This is a genomic window from Serratia proteamaculans, from assembly GCF_008830365.1.
GTDB lineage: Bacteria > Pseudomonadota > Gammaproteobacteria > Enterobacterales > Enterobacteriaceae > Serratia > Serratia proteamaculans.
Map to the genome: position 1 here is coordinate 26,870 of NZ_WBKI01000005.1, position 22,680 is coordinate 49,549.

Genomic DNA, 22,680 nt, shown 5'->3' on the forward strand with positions numbered 1-22,680 from the left:
CGGCATGCATGTTAACGGGAAGCAAAGGTGTTGCAGGTGTTAGGATCACCGCTATCGAAACCCTGTTTAAACCAGGTGTAGCGCTGCTGCGAGGTGCCGTGAGTGAAACTGTCCGGCACCACTCGTCCCTGGCCCTGTTGCTGCAAACGGTCGTCGCCGATCGCCTGCGCAGCGTTCAACGCCGCCTGCAAGTCACCCTCTTCCAACATCTGTTGCTTCTCGGCATATTTGCCCCAAACGCCGGCAAAGCAGTCCGCCTGCAGTTCCATTTTCACCGACAGACGATTCACTTCCGCCTGGCTGGCACCCTGCTGCATCTGACGCACTTTAGGCTCAATGCCCAGCAGGTTCTGCACATGGTGGCCCACTTCGTGCGCCACCACATAGGCCTGGGCAAAGTCACCACCGGCCCCCAGTTTGGTTTTCATATCCTGATAGAACGACAGGTCGATATACACCGTTTTATCGCCCGGGCAGTAGAATGGCCCCATCGCCGCCTGACCGGTGCCACAGCTGGTGCGCGTTACGCCGCGATACATCACCAGTTTGGGTGGCTGGTAGGTTTTGCCCATGCGCTGGAAAACTTCTTTCCAGTTATCTTCGGTAGAGGCCAGCACCACCGAGGTAAACTTAGCCAGTTCATCGTCTTTTGGACTGATGCTGGCGCTTTGTTGTTGAGTTTGCGGGCTAACGTCCCCGCCGTTCAACAACGGCGAAAGATCGATGCCGTAATAGCCGGCCACCAGCACCACCACCAGAATGGCGATACCGCCCTTGCCGCGAGGCACGCGGAAACCGCCGCCACCGCCACCCAGACCTGAAGACTGCCCGCGACGATCCTCAACATTGTCACTTTCCCGACGCCCTTGCCAACGCATATGTAAACTCCAGATTAGGTTTTTGTCATGTTACGTAGATCATTATAAATGCTCAGCGGCAAAGGAAATGTAGAATTTTTCTGGAAATGCAGACAGAAGGAACAGACGGCGGGGAAAGTCAGGGAAATAACGGGGCCGGAGAGACCCCGTATAGCGAGAAAACGCTTAGTCGAGTTTGACACCGATGCGGCGAGCCACTTCTTCGTAGGCTTCGATCAAGCCACCCAGGCTCTGACGGAAGCGGTCTTTGTCCATCTTGTCCAGGGTGTTTTTGTCCCACAGGCGGCTACCGTCCGGTGAGAACTCATCACCCAGCACCACGTCGCCATTGAACAAGCCGAATTCCAGCTTGAAATCGACCAGGATCAGGCCTGCGTCATCAAACAGCTTGCTCAGCACGTCGTTCGCCAGGTAGCTCAGCTCACGCATGCGTGCCAGGTGCTCTTTGTTCACCCAACCAAAGGTTTCACAATAGGACTCGTTGACCATTGGATCGTGCATGGCATCGTTTTTCAGGAACAGGTCAAACAGCGGCGGGTTCAGTACCAGGCCTTCTTCAATGCCCAGACGCTTCACCAGTGAACCGGCGGCGCGGTTGCGGATCACACACTCGACCGGCACCATGTCCAACTTCTTCACCAGCACTTCGTTGTCTGACAGCAGGCGTTCCATTTGCGTCGGGATACCGGCTTCTTCCAGTTTGCTCATGATGAAATGGTTGAACTTGTTGTTCACCATGCCTTTGCGATCAAACTGCTCAATGCGCTGACCATCCAGTGCTGACGTATCGTTGCGGAACTCCAACACCAACAGATCAGGGTTTTCGGTGGTGTAGACGGTTTTTGCCTTTCCGCGATACAGCTCAGCTAGCTTTTGCATCTTAGTTACTCCAATAAAAAATTGTTTTAAAAACGCTGCAAGAATGATGGGTATATTGTGCCAAACCTGCGACGCAAACGATACCGTAACCATCAAAGAAAAAGGGGCCTTGGCCCCTTTTCAGTTACTTAACGCTGGTTTTACTGAATGCTGACTGGAATGCCGCAACCAACCCGTCGTTTTGCGACTGGGTCAACGGCTTCCCTTTAGGATCGATAAATTGCAGGCTGGAACGGTTGTTCAAGTCACCCACCTGCAGTTTGTAATCGCCTTCTTTCAGCTCAGGGTCCTTGACGCCCAACGCATCCCAATCGCTGCTGCTCAGGGATTTGTAGGTTACGGCAACGGTACCTTGCGGACGGCTGCGGTCACCCACTTTCATCCCCAGTTTTTCCAACGCCGCCGGCAGACGATCCCACACCACGGTGTACGGACCGCGCACTACCAACATTGGCAGGCCGGTATCATCTGCGCCGCTCTGCACGTCCAGCGTACCGAAACGGTTGGCAGACTGGTTGCTCGCCAGGTTGTCCTGCTTGTCCAGGCCTTCAACCAGAGTGTTCATCATCATGCCGTTGTAGCGCTGTACTTCCGACGGATCGGTAATCTGCTCGGTTTTACCCTGCTGCTGCAGGCCGACGGTTTTCACCACCAGCGCCTGCTGGTAACCCTGCTGCTGTACGCTGATCTGGTAGCGGCCTTCGTACTGGTTGTCTTCATCCAGACGGTTCCACTTCACCCAGTCGGTAGTCAGGGTCTGAGTAGCGTCCTGACGTGAGGCGATCGCAATGTTTTTCGCTTGCAGCATGCTGGTCACGCGTGACCACAGGTTCTGGTTCTGCGGACTGTTTTCCAGCAGCAGCGTGCCGCTGTCGCCGGCATATTGCGCACGTGAACCGCTCAGCAAGGCCAGTGGCTGTACTGGCGGACGAATATCCAGTTGCTTGCCGACGCCGCCTTTCAGCGTGGTGGCCGGAACATCATAATTACCGCTTTGCACCGGCAGGATCATACCGGCTGGTGCGTTCAGTGGCTTGAGCACCGACGCGTCGAGGTAAGACTCATCGCCGCTAACCTGGCGTTTGTAACGCTGATCGGTGGTACAACCCACCAGCATCATCACCAGCGAAATACCCACGACTTTTGCTACCGTCGACTTTTGCAATGAATAAACCATCAAATTTCCCTTAGAGTTACAGCAAACCGGCGCTTTTCAAGGCGCGTTCCACTACCGGACGGGCAGCGTCGGTCAACGGCGTCATAGGCAGACGCATCGTATCGGTTGCCATCAATCCCAATGCCTTACAGGCCCATTTCACCGGGATCGGGTTTGCTTCTACAAACAAATCCTGATGCAACGGCATCAAGCGCTGATTTAAGCGGCGTGCCTCAGCAAAGTTACCCTGTGCTGCCAGCGCGCAAAGTTGCGCCATTTCACGCGCCGCCACGTTGGCCGTCACGGAAATCACCCCTTTGCCGCCCAGTTGCATGAAATCCAGACCGCTGGCGTCATCGCCGCTCAGCAAAATGAAATCTTCATCATCAACCAGCACTTGGATCTGACTTACACGACTTAAGTTCCCTGTTGCCTCTTTAACAGCAACAATATTCTTAATTTTGGCTAAACGCGCGATCACCGGCGGCAGCATGTCACACCCGGTGCGCGAAGGCACGTTATAGAGAATCTGTGGCAGCGCGGTGCTTTCGGCAATCGCCTTGAAGTGCTGATACAGGCCTTCCTGAGTCGGTTTATTGTAGTAAGGCGTGACCGTCAGGCAACCCACTACGCCGGTGTTTTCGAAGCGTTGGGTCAGCGAAATGGCTTCAGCGGTGGCGTTGGCGCCGGTACCGGCGATCACCGGAATGCGGCCAGCGGCCAGTTCCAGCGTCTGCAATACCACGTCAACGTGCTCGTCATGGGCAAGCGTTGCTGACTCACCGGTAGTCCCTACGGAAACGATAGCCGCAGTTCCACTGGCTACATGATAATCAATCAATTTTTTTAGGCTCGCGCGATCGACAGCACCTGTGTCGTCCATCGGCGTAACCAGTGCAACAATACTTCCCGTAAACATTGGCCATCCCCTCCACAAACAAGTCACTCATGGTACTTTTGCTGCCTATCCAAAAGCAAGCAAACAACGGTGTTGTAAGCGCTTGGCAGGCGGTTTTTTTTATGTTTACCATGGTAACCCCATTGTGCACGACAGGAAGCTCCATTTTGCCTAAGCCAGATGAACACTATCTCGTGATTACCGCGCTCGGTACCGACCGCCCCGGGATCGTCAATGCCATCACCCGCCACGTCAGCAGTTGCGGATGCAATATCGAAGATAGCCGTCTGGCCATGCTGGGTGAGGAGTTCACTTTCATCATGCTGCTTTCCGGCAGTTGGAACGCCATTACCCTGATCGAGTCCACCCTGCCGCAAAAAGGCGCGGAGCTGGAACTGCTGATTGTGATGAAGCGCACCAACTCGCACGAAAGGCCGCCGATGCCGGCCACGGTGTGGGTACAGGTTGAGGTGAAGGACTCACCGCACATCATTGAACGTTTTACCGACCTGTTTTACTCCAGCCAGATGAACATTGCCGAACTGGTGTCGCGCACTCAGCCGGCAGAAACTGACCTGCCACCCCAGCTCCATATCCAGATCACCGCACACAGCCCTGGCAATCATGATGCATCAAATATTGAGCAAGCCTTTCATCGCCTATGTACAGAATTGAAAGCACAAGGCAGTATTAGCGTTGTGAACTATCCACAGCATGATGAGAAAGATGGAGAGTAGTGATGACCCCATTGAAAGCCGGTGATACAGCGCCAAACTTTAGTTTACCTGACCAGGACGGTGAGGAAATTAATCTGGCCGACTTCCAGGGACAACGAGTACTGGTTTATTTTTATCCCAAGGCGATGACGCCGGGCTGTACCGTACAGGCCTGCGGTTTGCGGGATAACATGGATGACTTGAAAAAAGCGGGTGTCGAAGTTCTGGGCATCAGCACGGATAAACCCGAAAAACTGTCGCGTTTTGCCGAGAAAGAGTTGTTAAACTTCACGTTGTTATCTGATGAGGATCACCAGGTAGCACAGCAGTTTGGCGTTTGGGGTGAGAAAACCTTCATGGGTAAAACCTATGACGGCATTCACCGCATCAGCTTCTTGCTCGACGGCAAGGGCAAGGTTGAAAAAGTGTTTGATGATTTCAAAACCACCAATCATCACGACATCGTCCTGAGTTACCTGCAGCAATAATTTATACGAAGCGCAGCGGCCTGCTGCGCTTCGTTATTCGTTATTCCAGCCTATTCCTGTTCCGTTTCCACCCGCAGTTCGTCCGGCCAGGCGTGGATCACCGCCTTCACCAAAGTCGCCAGTGGGATAGCAAAGAACACGCCCCAGAACCCCCACAGCCCGCCGAAAATGATCACCGACAGAATAATCACCAACGGATGCAGGTTGACCGCCTCAGAGAACAGGATCGGTACCAGCAGATTGCCATCCAGCGCCTGCACCACCAGATAAGCGACGATCAGCGTCCAGAAGTCAGCCCCGATACCCCATTGGAACATCGCCACCACCACCACAGGAATGGTTACCAGCACCGCGCCAATATAGGGGATCAGCACCGAGACACCGACCAGCACCGCCAGCAGCAATGAATAGCGCATGTCCAGAACAACGAACACCAGATAGGTCGCTATGCCGACAATCACCATCTCCAGCACCTTGCCGCGAATATAGTTGGTGATTTGCTGATTCATCTCGATCCATACCTGCCCGGCCAGCCCGCGATTCCGTGGCAACACGCGGCGCACCGCGTTGAGCATTTGCTCTTTGTCCTTCAGCAGGAAGAACATCATCATCGGCACCAGGATCAGGTAAATCGCCAGCGTCAACAGCCCAACCAGCGAAGCCAGTGAGAATTTCACCACCGACTCCCCCATGCCCGACAAACGCCCACGCAGGTTTTCCGCCATCATATCGATGATACCGGCATCTACCAGCGCCGGATAACGCTTCGGCAGCGTCGCGGCAAAGTTATAGAACTGATTGAGCATGCCCGGCAGATCGGTCATCAGGTTGATACCCTGTTGCCAGGCGGTCGGCGCCACCACAAACACCAGCAGCATCGCAATACCGGCAAACATGATCATCATCATGCTCGCCGCCCAGTTACGCGAGCAACCAATGCGCTGCAGCCGTGCGGTCGGCCACTCCAGCAGGTACGCCAGCACGATGGCCACCAGCAGTGGAGTCAGAATGCCATGCAGAAAATAGAGAATGAGGAATCCGGCAACCAGGATCACCAACAGCGCGATGGCCTGCGGATCGGTAAAACGACGGCGGTACCACTGTAATAACATCTCCAGCATCAGAGAGTGCTCCTAGAGGTTTGACTGGCAGGCATTGCTGTTCCTGTAATTAGTATTATTGACCACACTCTGGCTATGCAAAAACATCAAGCGCTTAAGGCCGGGTATCAAGCGTATGGTTGTACCATGACGGCCATCTGCCAGCCAGCGATTGTCAGTACAGACAAGGGGAAAGACAATTATCGATTTAATGCGGGGAAGGTAGAGCGGCGGTTTAACTGCGAGTCAAACCGCCGCTACCCTGACCTCGGTGATTACCAACGAAAGCCTGCAGGAAATGGCATTGAGAAACGGATCTCGGGTGATTACGCTGATCAAAGCCTCATCCGTGCTGCTTGCCGTCAGAGCCTGACGGCATCCCCCTTGATATATCCGCCATCATGTCGGCGGATATATCCTCTCTTATTTGAGCGCTTGCTCGGCTAACAAGGCGACGGCGATGATCACCATCGCAGCACCTGAGATACGGCTAACAACTCGCGCCGCCTGTGGGCGAGTCTGCAAGACAGACTGCGAGCCAAATCCCACCAACAGATAAACCAGCCCACAACTGACCAGATGCAACAGGCCGAGTGCCAGGATCTGCGTCGGTATCGACCAAACGGCATGTGGATCGGTGAATTGCGGCAGCAGGGCCAAAAACAACAGGAACACTTTGGGGTTCATGCCACTGATGCAAACTCCTTTACTTGCCCAGCGCATCCATGAGTCTGAGCTCTGTTTCTCCGCGGAATTGGGTACAGGCGGGCTCATCAGCAGATTGATGCCAATCCACAACAGATAGGCCGCCCCCGCGACGGTGAGCACGCTCAGGATCAAGGGGTTATCTGCAACCAACACCCCCACGCCAGCCGCCACAACCACAATCGCCAGCAGATGACCAAACAGCAAACCGGCGACGGCGGGGACCACGACCCTGCCACGTATACCTGCCGATATGACGTATGCCCAGTCCATGCCCGGCGTGATGACAAACAGCATAGAGACCGCCCAAAAGGCCGCAAAAATGGCGAGTGTCATGATGGTTTAAGCCCCTGCCGAGATTGCTGTGTTATCCGTATCTTCACCTGACTTTCCTCATTATAAGACCCTGAGCGCCGCTGCAAAAACGCGCAGTCCCGAGCAGTTAATTATTGGAAAGAATATCTTTAGGGCGTTAAAATGTGCTGCCAATTACTTGCCTGAAAACCACAGGTTCGGGGAAATTCTTCCAAATGGATAAGATTGACCGCAAAATTCTTGCTGAACTACAGACCGATGGGCGACTTTCGGTCACCGACCTGGCCGAACGGATCGGGCTCAGCGTTTCTCCCTGTCATCGTCGGGTCCGGGCTCTGGAAGAGTCGGGAGTGATCCGGGGTTATCGCGCCCAGCTTGATCCCACCAGCCTGGGGTATAACTTTTCCGCGCTGGTTTTCGTCACCATGAGGGAAGGCGATCGCCACGCCGTGGCGGCCTTTGAGGATGCGATGGTGGATATTCCTCAGGTGGTGCAGGCGCAAAGACTGTTCGGTGATCCAGACTATTTGCTGCACGTGATCTCGCGCGATCTACCCGCATTCCAGCAACTGTATGACGAGAAGCTTTCCGCCCTGCCCGGCGTTCAACGTCTCAGTTCGACACTGGTGATGAAAACCGTGGTGCCTGAGCGCTCTTTTTTGCCGATGGGGAAATAACAACGGGAGCGTTTCCGCTCCCGTTGGTGACTTAAGTCTTAAGGCACAATCACAAAGTCTGGATTAGCGACGGCGAACAGCGCATCGCGATCCGCTGCCGGTGGGTAGATCCACTGGGTGTTGATTTCCTGTTTGATCTTTTTTCCTTCCTCACGTGTGAAGCGCACCTGACGGTCCCAGCCTTCGGTGTAGAGCGCTCCCCAGGAGCCGAGATCGAGGCAGGTCACGTACTTGGGCTGACTGTAAGGATAAAGAGGCAGCCCGGCCAGTTCCGCCGCAGCATTATGCCCGGCAACACGCCCCAGGCTCATCGCATGCTGGCAGGTCATCAGGTTATGATTCCCCCGCCCGTCGGTCGCGGCTTTGACCGTATCCCCGGTAACAAACACGCCGTCCACCGCCGGTGCATGCAGGAAGGCATCACCGACAATGCGTCCGGAGCCGTCACGCTCACCCGGAATTTGTGCAACCAACGGATGCGCCCGCACGCCGGCGGCCAATATCACCGTGTCGGTTGCAATGCGTTCGCCGCTCGATAACGTAACGCTGCCGGCATCAATCGCCGTAACGCGCAGCCCGGCCCGTGACTCAACGCCGCATTCATCCAGCGCTTGTCGGATCACCACGCCAGGTTCGGCCCCCATACCCGCCCCCACTTCTTCTGCGGTATCAACAATCACCACACGGATGTTCGCTTCACTGCCCAGAATGGCACGCAGGCGCATTGGCATTTCGGCCGCGCTTTCCAGCCCGGTTAGCCCACCGCCAACTACCACCACGGTGTTACGCGCCGGAGTTTCTGGCTGACTCGCCAATGCTTTTAGATGGGCGTCCAGTCGTTGCGCGCTTTGCAGCGTATCCACGTTGAATCCGTACTCGGCAAAACCAGCCACCGGAGGAATAAACAATTGGCTGCCGGTCGCCAATACCAGGCGATCATAATCCAGTTGTAGTCTTTGTCCTTCTGCACACTCCACCACCAGCGTCTGGTTTTCGCTGTCTATCTGCTCAACCAAACCGGCCAAATGACGAACGCCAATAGCGGCAAGCTGTGCCGAGATATCCGGACTCATGTTTTCCAACACCGCTTCATACAGCCGTGGGCGAATGGTGACGTTCGGCGTCGGCGAAACCATCGTCACTTCGATGCCCTCTTCCTTGCCGGCCAGCGAGATTGCCCGCATGGCGGAAACGGCAGCCCAAAAACCAGCAAAACCAGAACCGGCGATCACTATTTTCTGCGTCATGGAATAACTCCTTCATACACGTTTATCGGGTTGCCCGTACTGTTTTCCAGGCGAGTGGCGCCGTTCCGCTCCCGATTAAAAGGGTGCAGAAGGGCTACCGCCTGTGGCACACAGGCGGTAAAAAATAGTCAGAGAAAATACTGAGGCGTTATTGAGGCTTGGTGCGGGCCGGTTTGCCGCTACGCGTGGTGCGCTCGCTCATGCGCTCATCCATCCAGATGTTGACCTCACCGAAAAACCCTTTTGGTGCCTTGCGCCCGAAGCGAGTAGCGACAGCCCCCAGAGTTTGTACCGCCAGCGCATCACGCATGGCCTTTTCGGCCTGCAGCATCACCGCATGGATCGCACACTTTCCCGACACGGCCCAGTCTGGCGGGCTGTCGTCAAACACCGCACAGCGGCCACGCACCTCCTGGCAATCGAACAGCGGTTTGTGACCTTCAATGGCATCAATGACCTCAAGAAAAGTGATCTCATCTGCCGGGCGGGCCAACCGATAACCACCGCGCACGCCTTCGCTCGCGGCAACGATCCCCGCTTTTTCCAGCTTGGGAAAGATTTTGGCCAGGAAGCTGGGGGAAATGCCCTGCAGCTCGGCAAGTTCGCGGCTGCTAAGAGCACGCTGGTTATCGCCGACGAGCCAAAGCAGACAGTGGATGCCGTATTCAACGCTGGTAGTGATGTAAGCCATATTGGGTTTGCGGTGCACCTGTGAATTCAATAACACAGACTATATTAGTCCACGTTTAACCTGTCAATTAAAACGCAGACAAACATTGTCCTTGTTTTTAATCGATGGCCTGAGAGCGTCACTCCGTCGATCGCCATGGCGGTATTCAGAAATGAAAAATAAAGCCTTTCTGTCCGATTATTGCCGAACATAAGTTTCATTGTCGCTTTTGGCTGACTATGATGTGATCTGCCAACAGGCCGCCACAACGCGTGCATTTTTGTGAGCCAACACGCTTTCGCACTGATTGTTTTGGCGAGTCCGGCAGGGAACAAGAACTCTTAGGTGATGCTGACGTCTTAGAAATGACTATTTAAGGGAAAAGCCTGACTATGACCACCCGGTTGACCAAAACAGCGATTGCAGTACTGTTACTTGGCACGCTCAACGCCACGGCGATGGCGCCGGTGCAGGCGGAAACCCAGGATCAACTGCCGGATATGGGCACCTCTGCGGGCGGCACTCTGAGCATTGGCCAGGAAATGGCCATGGGGGATTTCTATGTGCGTCAGCTTCGCGCCAGCGCACCGCTGATCAACGACCCACTGCTGACTCAATACATTAACCAGCTGGGTAACCGACTGGTGGCAAGCGCCTATTCAGTGCGCACGCCATTCCATTTTTATCTGGTGCGTAACGACGAAATTAACGCCTTTGCCTTCTTCGGCGGCAACGTGGTATTGCACTCCGCTCTGTTTCGCGAAACCGACAACGAAAGCCAGCTCGCCTCGGTGCTGGCGCATGAAATCTCGCACGTGACCCAACGCCACCTGGCACGAGCGATGGAAGACCAGCAACGCAATGCTCCCCTGACCTGGGTTGGCGCCCTCGGCTCCATCCTGCTGGCGATGGCCAACCCGACCATGGGCATGGCGGCGCTGAGCGGTACCCTGGCCGGTACGCAACAGGGTATGATCAGCTTTACCCAATCCAACGAACAGGAAGCCGACCGTATCGGTATTCAGGTATTACAACGCGCCGGGTTTGATCCGGAAGCCATGCCTGACTTCTTGCAAAAGCTGTCTGACCAGTCGCGTTACGCCTCGAAACCGCCAGAAATGCTGCTGACCCACCCATTACCCGACAGTCGTCTGTCTGACGCACGCAACCGCGCCAACCAGATGCCCAAGCATTTGGTGCAGTCCACCCAGGATTACCTGATGGCCAAGGTGCGTTCTTTGGGGATGTACAGTTCCGAAGGTTACGGTCTGCGCGAAGAACTGCTCGATACTTACAGCAAAGGCAATATACGTGAACAGACCGCTGCCAAGTACGGCCGCGCCATTCTGTTCTATGAGGCGAAAAAATACGATGACGCCCGTAACATCATTCAGCCGTTGCTGACGCAAGATCCGAAAAACGTCTGGCTGCTCGATTTGATGACCGACATCGATCTCGGTCAGAAGCGAGCGCCGCAGGCCATCGCCCGCCTGCAGGCCGCTAATGCCGCCCAAAGCAACAACCCGGTGCTGCAGCTCAACCTGGCCAATGCCTATGTTGAAGGCAATCAGCCGGCCCAGGCATCCAAAATACTTAACCGTTATACCTTTGCCCATCCGGACGATCCCAACGCCTGGGATCTTCTGGCCCAGGCCAGTGCCGCTCAGGGACTGCGCGATGAAGAGCTTTCTGCCCGTGCCGAAAGCTTGGCACTGACCGGCCGTCTCGATCAGGCCATTGGCTTGCTCAGCAATGCCAGTTCGCTGCAAAAACTCGGCAGCCTGAAACAGGCGCGCTATGATGCGCGCATCGACCAGTTGCGCCAATTGCAAGAGCGTTTCCGCCAGTACCAGCGCAGCTGATTTTGATAAGGATGATTTAAATGAAGAACGTCACGATTTACCACAACCCGCGCTGCTCCAAGAGCCGTGAAACCCTGGCACTGCTGGAACAGCATGGCGTAACGCCTGAAGTGGTGCTGTATCTGGAGACGCCACCGTCGGTGGAGCAACTGAAAAAACTGCTGAAGGAGCTGGGCTTCACCTCAGCGCGCGAACTGATGCGTAAGAAAGAAGATCTGTACAAAGAATTGAAGTTGGCGGATGAAAGCCTGAGCGAAGCCCAGTTGTTAGCAGCGATGGTGGCGAATCCGAAGCTGATCGAGCGCCCTATTGTGGTCAACGGCAGCAAAGCGCGTATCGGCCGACCGCCGGAACAGGTGCTGGAGATTTTGTAAGCGCCTCCTGTTCAGCTATCTATTGATCAATAAAATGGAAATAGCCCTCAATAGGGCTATTTTTAATTGCTTGTTATATAAATACTTTTCATCATCCCTCCTCGCTCTATCTGATATTCTTCCGCTGATGTGTAGATTAAATGCACACCCGCCGTTGACATCAGTCAACACTTAAAATAACCTCAGTAACATCTATAGGCGGGTGATGAAAAACCATCCTAATAAGCATATCCAGGCTGCAATAGCCTATACCATTTCACAAGGCTGGTTGTTTCGCTCCAGCAATGGGCATGCATTTGGCCGTCTCCATTGCTCTCTCCCCGGGCATAAGGAGCACATAATGAGTATATGGTCCACACCAAAAAGCCCGGAACAACACGCCAAACAGATACGCCGTAAAGTCGATCAATGTCCGGCTCTTTCTGGAATAAAATAAAGAGGAATTATGATGGCAGTTTACAATTTCTCACTGACGCTCGCCGGCGTGAGCTCAAAGACCCCGGGTCTGGAAGACGCGTTATACGTCAGTGGCTGTGATGACGGGTTGATTTGTTACTACGGCAAATCGGTCTATGTGGAGTTCGATCGAGAAAGTGACAGCTTCGCCAACGCCATTCTCAGTGCAATCTCGGATATCGAGACTGCCGGCATTGGCGCACAGGTAATGTCGGTCGATTCATATCTGGTGGGTTTAAGCGATATTGCACAACTCACCGGCCTGTCACGGCAAGCTATCGCTATGCTGAAAGACGGGACCCGCGGTTCCGGGGATTTCCCCTCTCCGCTACAGCGGCTTAAAGGCTCGTCCCCCCTGTGGAGTTGGTGCAGTGTAGCGGCTTGGTTGGCAGAGAAAGGTAAAATGGGCCAAGAACTGGCAGATAATGCGCAATGTCTGGAAAATATCAATTTGGCATTACAGCTCCGGGCCAGCAAGCAACGCGTTCAGATCGAACATTTCTTCACCTTGCTGGAACACGCCGTAGATTAAGTGGGGTAAACCCACTCTCAAACCTTCGGTTATAGCCCCAGAATCTCTTTCACAAACGGGATGGTCAGCTTGCGCTGGGCGGTGATTGAAGCATGATCGAGTTGATCCAGCGTCATAAACAGCGTGCGCATTTCACGATCCAGGCGTTTGAGCAGGAAACGCCCCACGTCTTCCGGTAATTCAAATCCGCGCAGTTTGCCACGCAATTGCAGCGCCAGCAGTTTCTCTTCATCCGACAGCGGTTGCAGCTTGTAGATTTGCCCCCAGTCCAGGCGTGAGGCCAGGTCGGGCAAGTGAAGATTGAGTTGGCGTGGCGGACGATCCCCGGTAATAAACAGGCGCGTACGGCCGGTTTCCAGGATGCGGTTATAGAGATTGAAGATGGCCATTTCCCAGGCTTCGTCACCGGCGATGCACTCGATATTATCGATACACACCAGCGCCAACTGCTCCATGCCATCCAGGACCTCAGGCACGAAATAGGCTCGCTTATCCAGCGGCACATAGCCTACGGCTTCGCCGCGCTGCGAAAGCTCTGCGCAGGCCGCATGTAACAAGTGACTGCGCCCACCGCCCTCGCGTGACCAGAAATAGATATAGTTGCCGTGTTCCTGACGAACGGCGGACTGGATCGCGCTCAATAAGGATGGGTTCTCCCCCGGATAAAAACTGGCAAAAGTTTCATCATCGGGAAGATAAAGTGGCAGTGAAAGCTGTGCCGGCGTATTCAGAAAAGCACCTCAACCAAAACTGGCAGGAAAACACGGTAAGTCTACCACAGAAAACGGGCTCTGTTGAACCGGCAGGATTTTATGCCGCAATAGTGTACAACGGTGGCCAACGCGGTCAAATTAACCGACGGCCCTGGTCAGTGAAATTTGTATTTCAGCTAAGTCTTATCCTAGTATAGATAAGCGAAACGCAATCACCATAAACAAGGTTCTACAAGGATATAGACAATGAAAGTATGGAATAAAGTGCTTTTGGCCTCACTCATTGGGCTAGTACTTGCCGGCTGTGATGACTCCTCCAAAGTCGACGCCAATCTTGAAAAGGCCAAAGACAGCGCAGAGCAGATGAAAGACGCCGCCCAGAAAAAAGCGGACGATCTGACCGATAAAGCTGCCGCCGTGGCCAAAGACATCAAGAAAGAGGCCACCACTCAGGCCGACCAGCTAAAAGACAAGGCTTCGGCGATTAAAGACGATGCCAGCAAGCAGGCAGAAGCCATCACCAATGATGCGAAGGCCAAAGCCGATGCCATCAAAGATGACGCCAGCAAACAAAGCCAGCAGTTGGTCGACCAGGCTAAAACCATTAAGAACGACGCCATTAATGGCGCCAACGATTTGACCGAACAGGCCAAAGCGAAAACCGAAGCGATTAAAAACAGCGCTGAGAATAAAGCGGAAGAATTAAAAAGTGATGCTGATGCAGCAGGGACCAACAATACCCAGCCGGCAACACAACAATAATTTAGTTGATATCAAAGAAAGGAGCAGTCAATGGGAATTATTTCCTGGATCATTTTCGGCCTAATCGCCGGTATTTTAGCCAAGTGGATCATGCCAGGTAAAGACGGTGGCGGTTTTATCCTGACCATCGTATTGGGTATTGTCGGTGCCGTGGTGGGGGGTTATATCAGCACCTTCTTTGGCTACGGCAGAGTGGACGGTTTCAACTTCGGCAGCTTTGTGGTGGCGGTGATTGGTGCCATCGTGGTGCTGTTTGTTTACCGTAAAATCCGCAGCTAATTTGTTGCGTATTAATAAAACGGGCAGCTTATCGGCTGCCCGTTTTCATTCATCACTTCCGTTCGGCCGACTCATCCGGCGCTTCGATCACTTCCTCTTCCTTACGGTACAGGCTAATGACCTTGAACAGCAGGCTGAGGCCGATGCCCACGATGGTTGCCAGCGCCATGCCTTTCAACTCGGCAGCACCGATATGCACCTTGGCACCGCTGACGCCGATAATCAGGATCACCGAAGTCAGAATCAAGTTTTGCGCCTTGTTGTAATCCACTTTGGATTCAATCAGCACGCGAATACCGGACGCGCCGATCACCCCGTACAGCAGCAGGGATACACCGCCCATCACCGGTACCGGCACCGCCTGAATGGCCGCTGCCAACTTACCGACGCAGGAAAGCAGGATCGCCAGAACCGCCGCACCGCCGATCACCCAGGTACTGTAAACCTTGGTGATAGCCATCACGCCAATATTCTCACCGTAAGTGGTGTTTGGCGTTGAGCCAAAGAAGCCGGAGATCACCGTCGAGATGCCGTTGGCAAACATGGAACGGTGCAGACCCGGGTCGCGCAGCAGGTCTTTTTTCACGATATTGGCCGTCACTACCAGGTGGCCGACGTGCTCGGCGATCACTACCAGCGCCGCCGGCAGGATGGTGAAGATGGCAAACCATTCAAAACGTGGGGTGTAGAAAGTCGGCAGTGCGAACCAGTGCGCCTCACGGATCGGAGTTAAATCCACCACGCCCATAAAGAACGACAATGCATATCCCACCAGTACGCCGATCAGAATTGGGATAATCGCCAGAAAACCGCGGAACAACACGGAGCCCAGGATAGTCACACCCAGCGTTACCAGCGAAATGGTCACGGTAGTGGTGTCTGCACTGACGCCGTCGGCCGGCAACAGCCCCGCCATATTCGCCGCCACCCCCGCCAGTTCCAAACCGATGACCGCGACAATCGCCCCCATCGCCGCCGGTGGGAAGATGACGTCCAGCCAGCCGGTACCGGCTTTTTTGACAATCAGCCCCACCAGGCAGAACAACACCCCGCACATGATAAAACCGCCCAGCGCGACTTCATAACCCAGTGGCAGTAACAACAAGACCGGTGAGATAAAAGCAAAGCTGGAACCGAGATAGGCCGGGATCTTGCCCTTGCAGATAAACAGATACAACAGCGTCCCTATGCCGTTAAACAGCAACACCGTCGCCGGGTTAATCTTGAACAGGATAGGCACCAGCACGGTAGCGCCAAACATGGCGAACAGATGCTGGAAGCTGAGTGGAATGGTCTGCAATAGCGGCGGGCGTTCGCTGACGCCAATGGCGCGACGGGTCATGGTGGGCCTCTGAGTCGTTATCGGTTGTATAAGCTTCGTGATATATGCTCAATGAATTTCAAGTTACAGCCAGGCAGCAAGGGGAATAAGCCTCAGGAGCTTATCCATGCCCGTAGCCAGCGATGCTGTCGCTTGAAAGACGAAGAGCATAAAAAAGCCGACTCATTAAAGTCGGCTAAATTTGTTACTTGGTACCAAATATCTTGTCGCCGGCATCACCCAGGCCCGGCACGATGTACCCTTTCTCGTTCAGACATTGGTCTATGGACGCGGTGTACAATTCGACGTCCGGATGCGCTTTCTCCAGCGCGGCGATACCTTCCGGTGCAGCTACCAGTACCAGCACCTTGATGCTGTTGCAGCCGGCTTTCTTCAGCAGATCGATAGTGGCGATCATCGAACCGCCGGTAGCCAGCATCGGGTCAACAACCAGCGCCAAACGCTCTTCGATATTGGAAACCAACTTTTGGAAATAAGGTACCGGCTCCAGGGTTTCTTCGTCACGGTAAACGCCAACCACGCTGATGCGTGCGCTAGGGACGTTTTCCAGCACCCCTTCCATCATGCCCAGACCGGCACGCAGGATAGGCACAACGGTAATTTTTTTCCCTTTAATCTGGTCTATTTCAACCGGACCACACCAGCCATCGATGGTCACTTTCTCTGTTTCCAGATCGGCGGTCGCTTCATAGGTCAGCAAACTACCCACTTCCGAAGCCAGCTCACGGAAGCGTTTGGTGCTGATGTCATTTTCACGCATCAGTCCAAGCTTGTGTTTCACCAGCGGGTGTTTCACCTCAACGATCTTCATCATTTTTCTCCTATTAAGGTGGTTGACGGCCAAAAAAATCGCCGGATTATACCTCCTTTTGCCGACTGCGCCACCCACTATAGCCCGATCGGGATCAACAAAAGATTGAATAACAGTATAGATGACGAAAAAGCGGAGCTGGTTCACAAGCCACTCGCAAACGTTTGCCTGCGCTGTTAGAATTGCCGCGCCTTAGTCCGGAATCAATGCCGGATGCACAGTTTTCAAACCGCAAACCGTCGTGGGGATCGCGCAGTGACCGACAAAACCTCTCTCAGCTATAAAGACGCAGGTGTCGATATCGATGCTGGCAATGCATTGGTAGACCGCATCAAAGGTGTAGTTAAACAGACCCGCCGCCCTGAAGTGATGGGTGGTCTGGGCGGTTTTGGCGCCCTGTGTGCGTTGCCGCAGAAATACCGCGAGCCGATTCTGGTGTCCGGTACCGACGGCGTAGGCACCAAGCTGCGTCTGGCGATGGACCTGAAACGACACGACACCATCGGCATCGATCTGGTTGCAATGTGTGTGAACGATTTGGTGGTACAGGGCGCCGAGCCGCTGTTCTTCCTGGATTACTTCGCGACCGGCAAACTGGACGTGGACACCGCGGCCAGCGTGATTACCGGTATCGCCGAGGGCTGCAAGCAGTCTGGTTGTGCGCTGGTTGGGGGTGAAACCGCCGAAATGCCGGGCATGTACCATGGCGAAGATTACGACGTGGCCGGCTTCTGCGTCGGCGTGGTCGAGAAATCTGAAATCATCGACGGCAGCAAGGTTCAGTCCGGTGATGCCTTGATCGCCCTGGGCGCTTCCGGCCCGCACTCCAACGGCTACTCGCTGGTGCGCAAAATCCTGGAAGTCAGCAACACCGACCCAACCACCACCGACCTGGAAGGTAAACCGCTGGCTGACCATCTGCTGGCACCGACCAAGATTTATGTGAAATCCGTGCTGGAGCTGATCGAGAAAATCGACGTCCATGCTATCGCTCACCTGACCGGCGGCGGCTTCTGGGAAAATATCCCGCGCGTGCTGCCGGAAGGTATGCAAGCGGTGATCGACGAATCCAGCTGGCAGTGGCCAGCCGTATTCACCTGGCTGCAGCAGACCGGTAATGTCAGCCGCCACGAAATGTACCGCACCTTTAACTGTGGCGTGGGCATGGTGATCGCACTGCCGGAAGAATTGGTTGAATCCGCCATCGCATTGTTGACTGCCTCCGGTGAAAAAGCCTGGAAGATCGGTAAACTGACCGCTTCTTCTGACGAACAACAAGTGGTCATCAACTGATGAAAAAGATCGTGGTGTTGGTCTCCGGCCAGGGGAGTAATCTCCAGGCGCTGATTGACGCCTGCCAGCAGGGCCGAATTGCCGCCGAAATTGTGGCGGTATTCAGCAACCGGGCGCAGGCTTATGGCCTGCAACGCGCAGAAGCGGCAGGCATTGCCGCCCATGCGCTGGATGCCAAGGCCTTTGCCGACCGCGCGGCGTTTGACGCTGCGCTGGCGGACGCCATCGACCGGTACCAGCCGGATCTGGTGGTGCTGGCCGGCTATATGCGCATTCTCAGCCCGCAGTTCGTACATCGCTTTACCGGGCGCATGCTGAACATTCACCCTTCCCTGCTGCCGAAATACCCTGGGCTGCATACTCACCGCCAGGCCATCGACAACGGTGACAGCGAACACGGCACCTCGGTGCACTTCGTGACCGAACAGCTCGACGGCGGCCCGGTGATCCTGCAAGCCAAGGTACCTATTTTCCCCGGCGACGAGGAAGACGAGGTGGTTGAACGGGTGCAAACCCAGGAACACACCATTTACCCGCTGGTGGTGAACTGGTTTGCCGAAGGTCGGTTGGCGATGCGTGGTGGCGCTGCCTGGCTGGACGGCGAACGCCTGCCGGAACAAGGGCATGCAGCGGACTGATCGCTGTACTCTGAACACCGTCTAAACGGCGCCTTTCACGGCGTCGTTTTTTTTCGCCTCAATCAAGCCCCTGACGTTATACTTTGCACAATTTCACGACATAGAGGAACACACATGTCCAGCACTACCAGCGTCAGGCTACGCCCATTGGAACGGGATGATCTGGCGTTCGTCCATCAGATGGACAACAACGCCAGCGTGATGCGCTATTGGTTTGAAGAACCTTACGAAGCCTTTGTCGAGCTTTCCGATCTCTACGACAAACACATTCACGATCAGAGCGAACGGCGTTTTATCATCGCCCACGAAGGTGCCAAGGTCGGGCTGGTGGAACTGGTGGAGATCGACCACATCCACCGCCGCGCAGAATTCCAGATAATCATAGATCCGGCCCATCAGGGCAAAGGCTACGCCAGCACCGCCGCCAAGCTGGCGATGGATTACGGCTTCTCGGTGCTGAACCTGTACAAGCTGTATCTGATCGTTGACAAAGAAAACCCGAAGGCGATCCATATCTACAGCAAGCTGGGCTTCGAAGTGGAAGGCGAACTGATTGACGAATTCTTCGTCAACGGTGAATACCGCACCGTACTGCGTATGTGCATCTTCCAGCCGCAGTATCTGGCGAAGTTCAAAACGCCTGGCGATAAGCCGCTGGTTAAATAGGGAAATATAATGCCGGTCGCCGCTGATTAGGCAACCGGCATAATTATTTATACCCTTCGCTAATATTAACGTTCAAATACCCGTTCGATTCCTTCATAAAAATGCAACTGCCTGACGCTCACTCACCTATTACTTTTAAAATTAATTTATATTCAAAAAAACCATTATTACATTCACACCATGAATGGCTTTTAATTATTTTAATTTTACTTAATTTGTATATTCCACTAATGTATTTATCAGTATGGAAATAATCATATTCACCAAACAAATAAATACCCATCAATAAATAAAAAGCTGTTATCCACAGGAAGGAACCTACATGTTCTCACGCGATATAGAGTTGTTTATTCGTGATTATGTTAATGACATAAAGGCGGACTCCGCCGCTCTGTTTGCCGGCGCCGGTTTATCCATCCCTGCTGGTTTCGTCAGTTGGAAAGAGCTTATCAGCGATATCGCCTACGAGCTGGAACTGGATATTGAGAAAGAAAGCGATCTTATTTCACTGGCACAATTTCATCTCAATGAAAAAGGTAATCGGCATAAAATCAATCAGAAGATTGTCACCGAGTTTGCCGAACAGGCGCAGGAAACGGAAAACCATCGAGCGATCGCCCGATTACCCATTTCGTCGCTTTGGACCACCAACTACGACGATCTTTTCGAAAAAACCTATGCCCGTTATAACCGCGTATGCGATATCAAAACCACACCCATCAGCCTGACCAACAATATTCACAAACGTGATGTAGTTTTATACAAGATGCATGGTGATTACAGAACGCCTAACGAAGCCATTATCACCCGGCAGCAATATGAAGCCTATCCTCGCTCTCACGCGCCATTTATCAATATGCTGATGGCGGAACTCACCGCCAAGACCTTTCTGTTTATCGGATTCAGTTTCGAAGATCCCAACCTGCAATACGTCCTTAGCCGTCTCTATATGCAACATGGTGAGGGGAACAGAAACCATTATTGCGTCATGCGCCGGGTTCAACTCGGCGATAACGGCAGTGAGGATCAGGCCGCATGCGATTACAACAGCCGCAAGCAAACGCTGATGATCAACGATCTGCGCCGTTACGGCATCCAAACGCTGCTGGTAGATGATTATCAGGACATCACTCGCCTGCTGTTGGCCATCGAAACTCAGTTCAAGAAAAGCACCGTATTCATTTCAGGCAGCGCTGAAAGCTACACACCTTATACACGTGAAGAATCCATTCAATGCCTGCACCGCCTGGCGGGCCAGCTTATCCGCAAACAGTTCCGTATCGTTAACGGTTTTGGCTGGGGCATAGGGACGGCGGTGATCAATGGTGCGCTGGAAGCTATCTATGGAAGCCAGGGGAAAATAACCGAAAGCCAACTCATCCTGCGCCCCTTTCCACAGTTTGCCAGCGGCGGCACAGCGCTGCCTGAACTCTGGCATGAGTACCGTCAGCGCATGATCTCACTCAGCGGCATTGCCGTCTTTTTATTCGGCAACAAAAAAGACGCTCAGGGTGCATTGGCCGATGCCGACGGCCTGCTGAAAGAGTTCGCCATCGCCAACGAACAAGGTTGCATCTGCATTCCAGTCGGCTGCACCGGCTACGTATCCGCCGTTCTCTATCAAATCATCAAGGAGGAAATGACCGACACCTTTTATCACCGCAATCCCGCTGCCATGGCGCTGCTGGACCAGCTCAATGAGCCGGGAAAGCTGGCAGAGAAGAAAACGCGCCTGTTGGAACTCATCGATATCATTGCCAAGGAGAATCCCTCATGACCAGAAGATGCTTTTACAGTTTCCACTACCAGCCCGACAACTGGCGCGTTTCGCAAGTGCGCAGCATAGGCAGCCTGGAAGGTAACCCGCCAGCCAGGGATAACGACTGGGAGGAAGTCACAAAAGGCGGTGACGCCGCTATTGCCGACTGGATCCAAACTCAACTGACCAACCGCAGCTGCATTATTGTTCTGGCCGGTGAAGACACGGCAAATCGCAAATGGATCAATCACGAGATTTGCGAAGCCTGGAAAAAAGGTATGGGGGTGTTGGTGGTCTACATCCACAACCTGAAGGACAGTACCGGCGAGCAGGCAGCTAAAGGTAATAACCCGTTGGATTACATCAAGCTGGGCGAGAACAAGCTCTCTGCGATCGCTAAAGCCTACGATCCCCCCTATTCAACCAGCACCAAAGTCTACGAGTACATCGAAGAAAACCTGGCCGATTGGGTGGAGGAGGCTATTCGCATCCGTAATAACTACTAACGACTGACGCCGTTATCAAAAAGGGGCCATATCAGCGATAGGCCCCTTACTCGTTATCGGCACGTCTTATCTTTTCACTTCTTCTTACCCAGCAGGCGCATTAGCCACCCCCGCTGCGATTTCCTGACAGGCAGCATGTCTTTGATGGACGTTGGTTCTAAAACAGGCTCGCTATCCGCCGTCGTAGCGCTACGCTCATGCAGACATCGCACCTGATACTCCACTTGCGTTTGGCACAAGTGAGGTTGCCATTCCTGCCAGAAATCATTGGCTTGTCCCAGAGAACTCCATTCGTCAATTGACCAGACTACGACGAAAATTGCCATCGCAACATAGGTAACGAAGAAGAATAAAAACCAAGAAGTATTGCTGGCGGTAGCTTCACTTTCCCCCAGAGGAAGCACGGTGACGTAAAAACCGTAGGAGATCGCCAACGCACTGACAATCAGAAAGACTACAGACCCGATACGCTGGTGCCGCAGCCGGTTGGCATCCAGGGAAAAGACACCGCTCTTGACTGAGGTAAGCGAAACACGGCGTAAAAAACAGTTCAGAGAGAGGCTATTCAACGGCAATGATGCACGGCCAAGATAGTCCATCAGTTGATGTGCAACCCACACCGGCAAACAAATCCCGATGCTTTCATAAAGCGCTTTTATTTGCAGTAGCACCATGCCGTCCTGCGGCTTATCCCGCAATGTTTGGATGTGTGACAACACCGATAATCGTTTAACATTGCTAACGACATCAAATTGTCGGCTACGCCGGTTATCACGGCCTTTTAACCTGCGTGAGAACCACCATTTCCCAGTGGGGAGCGCGATTGACACTAATAAGGTTAAGGTTGGAATTATAATATCTTTAACATAGCTTGAATCAATATCCATTATTATATTTTCCTTATATAAAAACAAACATCCATTTACCGAATAAATACATGAACTAACAATAAAAAAGT

The 22,680-nt window shown here is 53.6% G+C and carries 26 protein-coding genes and 1 pseudogene; 15 read left to right on the top strand and 12 right to left on the bottom strand.

Annotated elements, in window-relative coordinates:
• Positions 1-11: 11 nt before the first annotated feature.
• From ypfJ to dapA, 4 genes are all read right to left on the bottom strand, one after another.
• Positions 12-878: a KPN_02809 family neutral zinc metallopeptidase gene (ypfJ, locus tag F8R23_RS17615; RefSeq protein WP_012146218.1), complete on the bottom strand. Its 867-nt coding sequence runs from the start codon at positions 876-878 to the stop codon at positions 12-14.
• Between the two features lie 165 nt (positions 879-1,043).
• Positions 1,044-1,757 (bottom strand): phosphoribosylaminoimidazolesuccinocarboxamide synthase, encoded by a 714-nt coding sequence (purC, locus tag F8R23_RS17620; protein WP_112348693.1) that lies wholly within the window; start codon positions 1,755-1,757, stop codon positions 1,044-1,046.
• Positions 1,758-1,881: 124 nt separating this feature from the next.
• Positions 1,882-2,934 carry an outer membrane protein assembly factor BamC gene (bamC, locus tag F8R23_RS17625; RefSeq protein ID WP_112348692.1) on the bottom strand — a complete coding sequence of 351 codons (1,053 nt, stop codon included), beginning with the start codon at positions 2,932-2,934 and terminating at the stop codon, positions 1,882-1,884.
• A gap of 16 nt (positions 2,935-2,950) precedes the next feature.
• Positions 2,951-3,832: a 4-hydroxy-tetrahydrodipicolinate synthase gene (gene dapA, locus F8R23_RS17630; protein WP_099062580.1), complete on the bottom strand. Its 882-nt coding sequence runs from the start codon at positions 3,830-3,832 to the stop codon at positions 2,951-2,953.
• 110 nt (positions 3,833-3,942) lie between these two features.
• On the opposite strand from dapA, the gene F8R23_RS17635 reads away from it, so the two are divergent.
• Both F8R23_RS17635 and bcp read left to right on the top strand, forming a co-directional pair.
• Complete coding sequence (locus F8R23_RS17635; RefSeq protein WP_198404413.1) at positions 3,943-4,548, top strand: glycine cleavage system transcriptional repressor; 606 nt, start codon at positions 3,943-3,945, stop codon at positions 4,546-4,548.
• Between the two features lie 2 nt (positions 4,549-4,550).
• Entirely contained in the window at positions 4,551-5,015 is a 465-nt protein-coding gene (gene bcp, locus F8R23_RS17640; protein WP_085118108.1) for a thioredoxin-dependent thiol peroxidase, read from the top strand.
• 50 nt (positions 5,016-5,065) lie between these two features.
• Here bcp and F8R23_RS17645 read toward each other — a convergent pair whose 3' ends face one another.
• On the bottom strand, positions 5,066-6,136 hold the full coding sequence (locus tag F8R23_RS17645) for an AI-2E family transporter (protein WP_099062582.1): 1,071 nt from the start codon (positions 6,134-6,136) through the stop codon (positions 5,066-5,068).
• A 241-nt stretch (positions 6,137-6,377) separates the two neighbouring features.
• Between F8R23_RS17645 and F8R23_RS17650 the strand changes: the two are divergent.
• A pseudogene (locus F8R23_RS17650) lies at positions 6,378-6,488 on the top strand (TOBE domain-containing protein); the annotation flags it as partial.
• Between the two features lie 50 nt (positions 6,489-6,538).
• On the opposite strand, the gene F8R23_RS17655 reads toward F8R23_RS17650, so the two are convergent.
• Positions 6,539-7,156 carry a LysE family translocator gene (locus tag F8R23_RS17655; RefSeq protein WP_129936914.1) on the bottom strand — a complete coding sequence of 206 codons (618 nt, stop codon included), beginning with the start codon at positions 7,154-7,156 and terminating at the stop codon, positions 6,539-6,541.
• Positions 7,157-7,350: 194 nt separating this feature from the next.
• Between F8R23_RS17655 and F8R23_RS17660 the strand changes: the two genes are divergently transcribed.
• Positions 7,351-7,812 (top strand): Lrp/AsnC family transcriptional regulator, encoded by a 462-nt coding sequence (locus F8R23_RS17660; RefSeq protein ID WP_085118113.1) that lies wholly within the window; start codon positions 7,351-7,353, stop codon positions 7,810-7,812.
• Between the two features lie 38 nt (positions 7,813-7,850).
• Here F8R23_RS17660 and F8R23_RS17665 read toward each other — a convergent pair whose 3' ends face one another.
• Together F8R23_RS17665 and F8R23_RS17670 are read right to left on the bottom strand one after the other, a co-directional pair.
• Positions 7,851-9,059 (bottom strand): NAD(P)/FAD-dependent oxidoreductase, encoded by a 1,209-nt coding sequence (locus F8R23_RS17665; RefSeq protein ID WP_129936913.1) that lies wholly within the window; start codon positions 9,057-9,059, stop codon positions 7,851-7,853.
• A gap of 148 nt (positions 9,060-9,207) precedes the next feature.
• Positions 9,208-9,750 (bottom strand): RrF2 family transcriptional regulator, encoded by a 543-nt coding sequence (locus tag F8R23_RS17670; protein ID WP_151415895.1) that lies wholly within the window; start codon positions 9,748-9,750, stop codon positions 9,208-9,210.
• A gap of 371 nt (positions 9,751-10,121) precedes the next feature.
• Between F8R23_RS17670 and bepA the strand changes: the two genes are divergently transcribed.
• From bepA to F8R23_RS17690, 4 genes are all read left to right on the top strand, one after another.
• Positions 10,122-11,591, top strand: coding sequence for a beta-barrel assembly-enhancing protease (bepA, locus tag F8R23_RS17675; RefSeq protein WP_099062589.1), 1,470 nt, complete (start codon positions 10,122-10,124; stop codon positions 11,589-11,591).
• Between the two features lie 20 nt (positions 11,592-11,611).
• Positions 11,612-11,965 (top strand): arsenate reductase (glutaredoxin), encoded by a 354-nt coding sequence (gene arsC, locus F8R23_RS17680; RefSeq protein ID WP_085118116.1) that lies wholly within the window; start codon positions 11,612-11,614, stop codon positions 11,963-11,965.
• 205 nt (positions 11,966-12,170) lie between these two features.
• Positions 12,171-12,401, top strand: coding sequence for a hypothetical protein (locus F8R23_RS24325; RefSeq protein WP_151415858.1), 231 nt, complete (start codon positions 12,171-12,173; stop codon positions 12,399-12,401).
• 12 nt (positions 12,402-12,413) lie between these two features.
• Positions 12,414-12,953, top strand: a complete 540-nt coding sequence (locus F8R23_RS17690) for a helix-turn-helix transcriptional regulator (RefSeq protein WP_129936932.1) — start codon at positions 12,414-12,416, stop codon at positions 12,951-12,953.
• Positions 12,954-12,982: 29 nt separating this feature from the next.
• On the opposite strand, the gene hda is transcribed toward F8R23_RS17690, so the two are convergent.
• Positions 12,983-13,684: a DnaA inactivator Hda gene (gene hda, locus F8R23_RS17695; protein WP_085118118.1), complete on the bottom strand. Its 702-nt coding sequence runs from the start codon at positions 13,682-13,684 to the stop codon at positions 12,983-12,985.
• A gap of 228 nt (positions 13,685-13,912) precedes the next feature.
• On the opposite strand from hda, the gene F8R23_RS17700 reads away from it, so the two are divergent.
• Positions 13,913-14,428 (top strand): E3 ubiquitin--protein ligase, encoded by a 516-nt coding sequence (locus tag F8R23_RS17700; protein ID WP_129938997.1) that lies wholly within the window; start codon positions 13,913-13,915, stop codon positions 14,426-14,428.
• 30 nt (positions 14,429-14,458) lie between these two features.
• Positions 14,459-14,707 carry a GlsB/YeaQ/YmgE family stress response membrane protein gene (locus F8R23_RS17705; protein ID WP_006316897.1) on the top strand — a complete coding sequence of 83 codons (249 nt, stop codon included), beginning with the start codon at positions 14,459-14,461 and terminating at the stop codon, positions 14,705-14,707.
• A gap of 52 nt (positions 14,708-14,759) precedes the next feature.
• On the opposite strand, the gene uraA is transcribed toward F8R23_RS17705, so the two are convergent.
• Positions 14,760-16,049: a uracil permease gene (gene uraA, locus F8R23_RS17710; RefSeq protein ID WP_129936910.1), complete on the bottom strand. Its 1,290-nt coding sequence runs from the start codon at positions 16,047-16,049 to the stop codon at positions 14,760-14,762.
• 184 nt (positions 16,050-16,233) lie between these two features.
• Positions 16,234-16,860: a uracil phosphoribosyltransferase gene (gene upp, locus F8R23_RS17715; protein WP_020828072.1), complete on the bottom strand. Its 627-nt coding sequence runs from the start codon at positions 16,858-16,860 to the stop codon at positions 16,234-16,236.
• A gap of 255 nt (positions 16,861-17,115) precedes the next feature.
• On the opposite strand from upp, the gene purM reads away from it, so the two are divergent.
• The 5 genes from purM to F8R23_RS17740 all read left to right on the top strand — a co-directional run bounded on the left by purM (position 17,116) and on the right by F8R23_RS17740 (position 21,722).
• Complete coding sequence (gene purM / locus F8R23_RS17720; protein ID WP_129936931.1) at positions 17,116-18,153, top strand: phosphoribosylformylglycinamidine cyclo-ligase; 1,038 nt, start codon at positions 17,116-17,118, stop codon at positions 18,151-18,153.
• Positions 18,153-18,791 carry a phosphoribosylglycinamide formyltransferase gene (gene purN, locus F8R23_RS17725; RefSeq protein WP_129936909.1) on the top strand — a complete coding sequence of 213 codons (639 nt, stop codon included), beginning with the start codon at positions 18,153-18,155 and terminating at the stop codon, positions 18,789-18,791. Before purM ends, purN begins: the two co-directional genes overlap by 1 nt.
• A 114-nt stretch (positions 18,792-18,905) precedes the next feature.
• Positions 18,906-19,457 carry a spermidine N1-acetyltransferase gene (speG, locus tag F8R23_RS17730; RefSeq protein WP_004951898.1) on the top strand — a complete coding sequence of 184 codons (552 nt, stop codon included), beginning with the start codon at positions 18,906-18,908 and terminating at the stop codon, positions 19,455-19,457.
• Between the two features lie 322 nt (positions 19,458-19,779).
• Positions 19,780-21,234 carry an SIR2 family protein gene (locus F8R23_RS17735; RefSeq protein ID WP_129936908.1) on the top strand — a complete coding sequence of 485 codons (1,455 nt, stop codon included), beginning with the start codon at positions 19,780-19,782 and terminating at the stop codon, positions 21,232-21,234.
• Positions 21,231-21,722, top strand: a complete 492-nt coding sequence (locus F8R23_RS17740) for a TIR domain-containing protein (protein WP_129936907.1) — start codon at positions 21,231-21,233, stop codon at positions 21,720-21,722. Before F8R23_RS17735 ends, F8R23_RS17740 begins: the two co-directional genes overlap by 4 nt.
• 74 nt (positions 21,723-21,796) lie before the next feature.
• Here F8R23_RS17740 and F8R23_RS17745 read toward each other — a convergent pair whose 3' ends face one another.
• Entirely contained in the window at positions 21,797-22,609 is an 813-nt protein-coding gene (locus F8R23_RS17745) for a hypothetical protein (protein ID WP_151415859.1), read from the bottom strand.
• Positions 22,610-22,680 lie beyond the last annotated feature (71 nt).

Excerpts from the sequence above, each read along its gene's own strand:
- ypfJ (WP_012146218.1), bottom strand. The coding sequence starts at position 878 with ATGCGTTGGCAAGGGCGTCGGGAAAGTGACAATGTTGAGGATCGTCGC.
- purC (WP_112348693.1), bottom strand. The coding sequence starts at position 1,757 with ATGCAAAAGCTAGCTGAGCTGTATCGCGGAAAGGCAAAAACCGTCTAC.
- bamC (WP_112348692.1), bottom strand. The coding sequence starts at position 2,934 with ATGGTTTATTCATTGCAAAAGTCGACGGTAGCAAAAGTCGTGGGTATT.
- dapA (WP_099062580.1), bottom strand. The coding sequence starts at position 3,832 with ATGTTTACGGGAAGTATTGTTGCACTGGTTACGCCGATGGACGACACA.
- F8R23_RS17635 (WP_198404413.1), top strand. The coding sequence starts at position 3,943 with ATGGTAACCCCATTGTGCACGACAGGAAGCTCCATTTTGCCTAAGCCA.
- bcp (WP_085118108.1), top strand. The coding sequence starts at position 4,551 with ATGACCCCATTGAAAGCCGGTGATACAGCGCCAAACTTTAGTTTACCT.
- F8R23_RS17645 (WP_099062582.1), bottom strand. The coding sequence starts at position 6,136 with ATGCTGGAGATGTTATTACAGTGGTACCGCCGTCGTTTTACCGATCCG.
- F8R23_RS17655 (WP_129936914.1), bottom strand. The coding sequence starts at position 7,156 with ATGACACTCGCCATTTTTGCGGCCTTTTGGGCGGTCTCTATGCTGTTT.
- F8R23_RS17660 (WP_085118113.1), top strand. The coding sequence starts at position 7,351 with ATGGATAAGATTGACCGCAAAATTCTTGCTGAACTACAGACCGATGGG.
- F8R23_RS17665 (WP_129936913.1), bottom strand. The coding sequence starts at position 9,059 with ATGACGCAGAAAATAGTGATCGCCGGTTCTGGTTTTGCTGGTTTTTGG.
- F8R23_RS17670 (WP_151415895.1), bottom strand. The coding sequence starts at position 9,750 with ATGGCTTACATCACTACCAGCGTTGAATACGGCATCCACTGTCTGCTT.
- bepA (WP_099062589.1), top strand. The coding sequence starts at position 10,122 with ATGACCACCCGGTTGACCAAAACAGCGATTGCAGTACTGTTACTTGGC.
- arsC (WP_085118116.1), top strand. The coding sequence starts at position 11,612 with ATGAAGAACGTCACGATTTACCACAACCCGCGCTGCTCCAAGAGCCGT.
- F8R23_RS24325 (WP_151415858.1), top strand. The coding sequence starts at position 12,171 with ATGAAAAACCATCCTAATAAGCATATCCAGGCTGCAATAGCCTATACC.
- F8R23_RS17690 (WP_129936932.1), top strand. The coding sequence starts at position 12,414 with ATGGCAGTTTACAATTTCTCACTGACGCTCGCCGGCGTGAGCTCAAAG.
- F8R23_RS17700 (WP_129938997.1), top strand. The coding sequence starts at position 13,913 with ATGAAAGTATGGAATAAAGTGCTTTTGGCCTCACTCATTGGGCTAGTA.
- F8R23_RS17705 (WP_006316897.1), top strand. The coding sequence starts at position 14,459 with ATGGGAATTATTTCCTGGATCATTTTCGGCCTAATCGCCGGTATTTTA.
- uraA (WP_129936910.1), bottom strand. The coding sequence starts at position 16,049 with ATGACCCGTCGCGCCATTGGCGTCAGCGAACGCCCGCCGCTATTGCAG.
- upp (WP_020828072.1), bottom strand. The coding sequence starts at position 16,860 with ATGAAGATCGTTGAGGTGAAACACCCGCTGGTGAAACACAAGCTTGGA.
- purN (WP_129936909.1), top strand. The coding sequence starts at position 18,153 with ATGAAAAAGATCGTGGTGTTGGTCTCCGGCCAGGGGAGTAATCTCCAG.
- speG (WP_004951898.1), top strand. The coding sequence starts at position 18,906 with ATGTCCAGCACTACCAGCGTCAGGCTACGCCCATTGGAACGGGATGAT.
- F8R23_RS17735 (WP_129936908.1), top strand. The coding sequence starts at position 19,780 with ATGTTCTCACGCGATATAGAGTTGTTTATTCGTGATTATGTTAATGAC.
- F8R23_RS17740 (WP_129936907.1), top strand. The coding sequence starts at position 21,231 with ATGACCAGAAGATGCTTTTACAGTTTCCACTACCAGCCCGACAACTGG.
- F8R23_RS17745 (WP_151415859.1), bottom strand. The coding sequence starts at position 22,609 with ATGGATATTGATTCAAGCTATGTTAAAGATATTATAATTCCAACCTTA.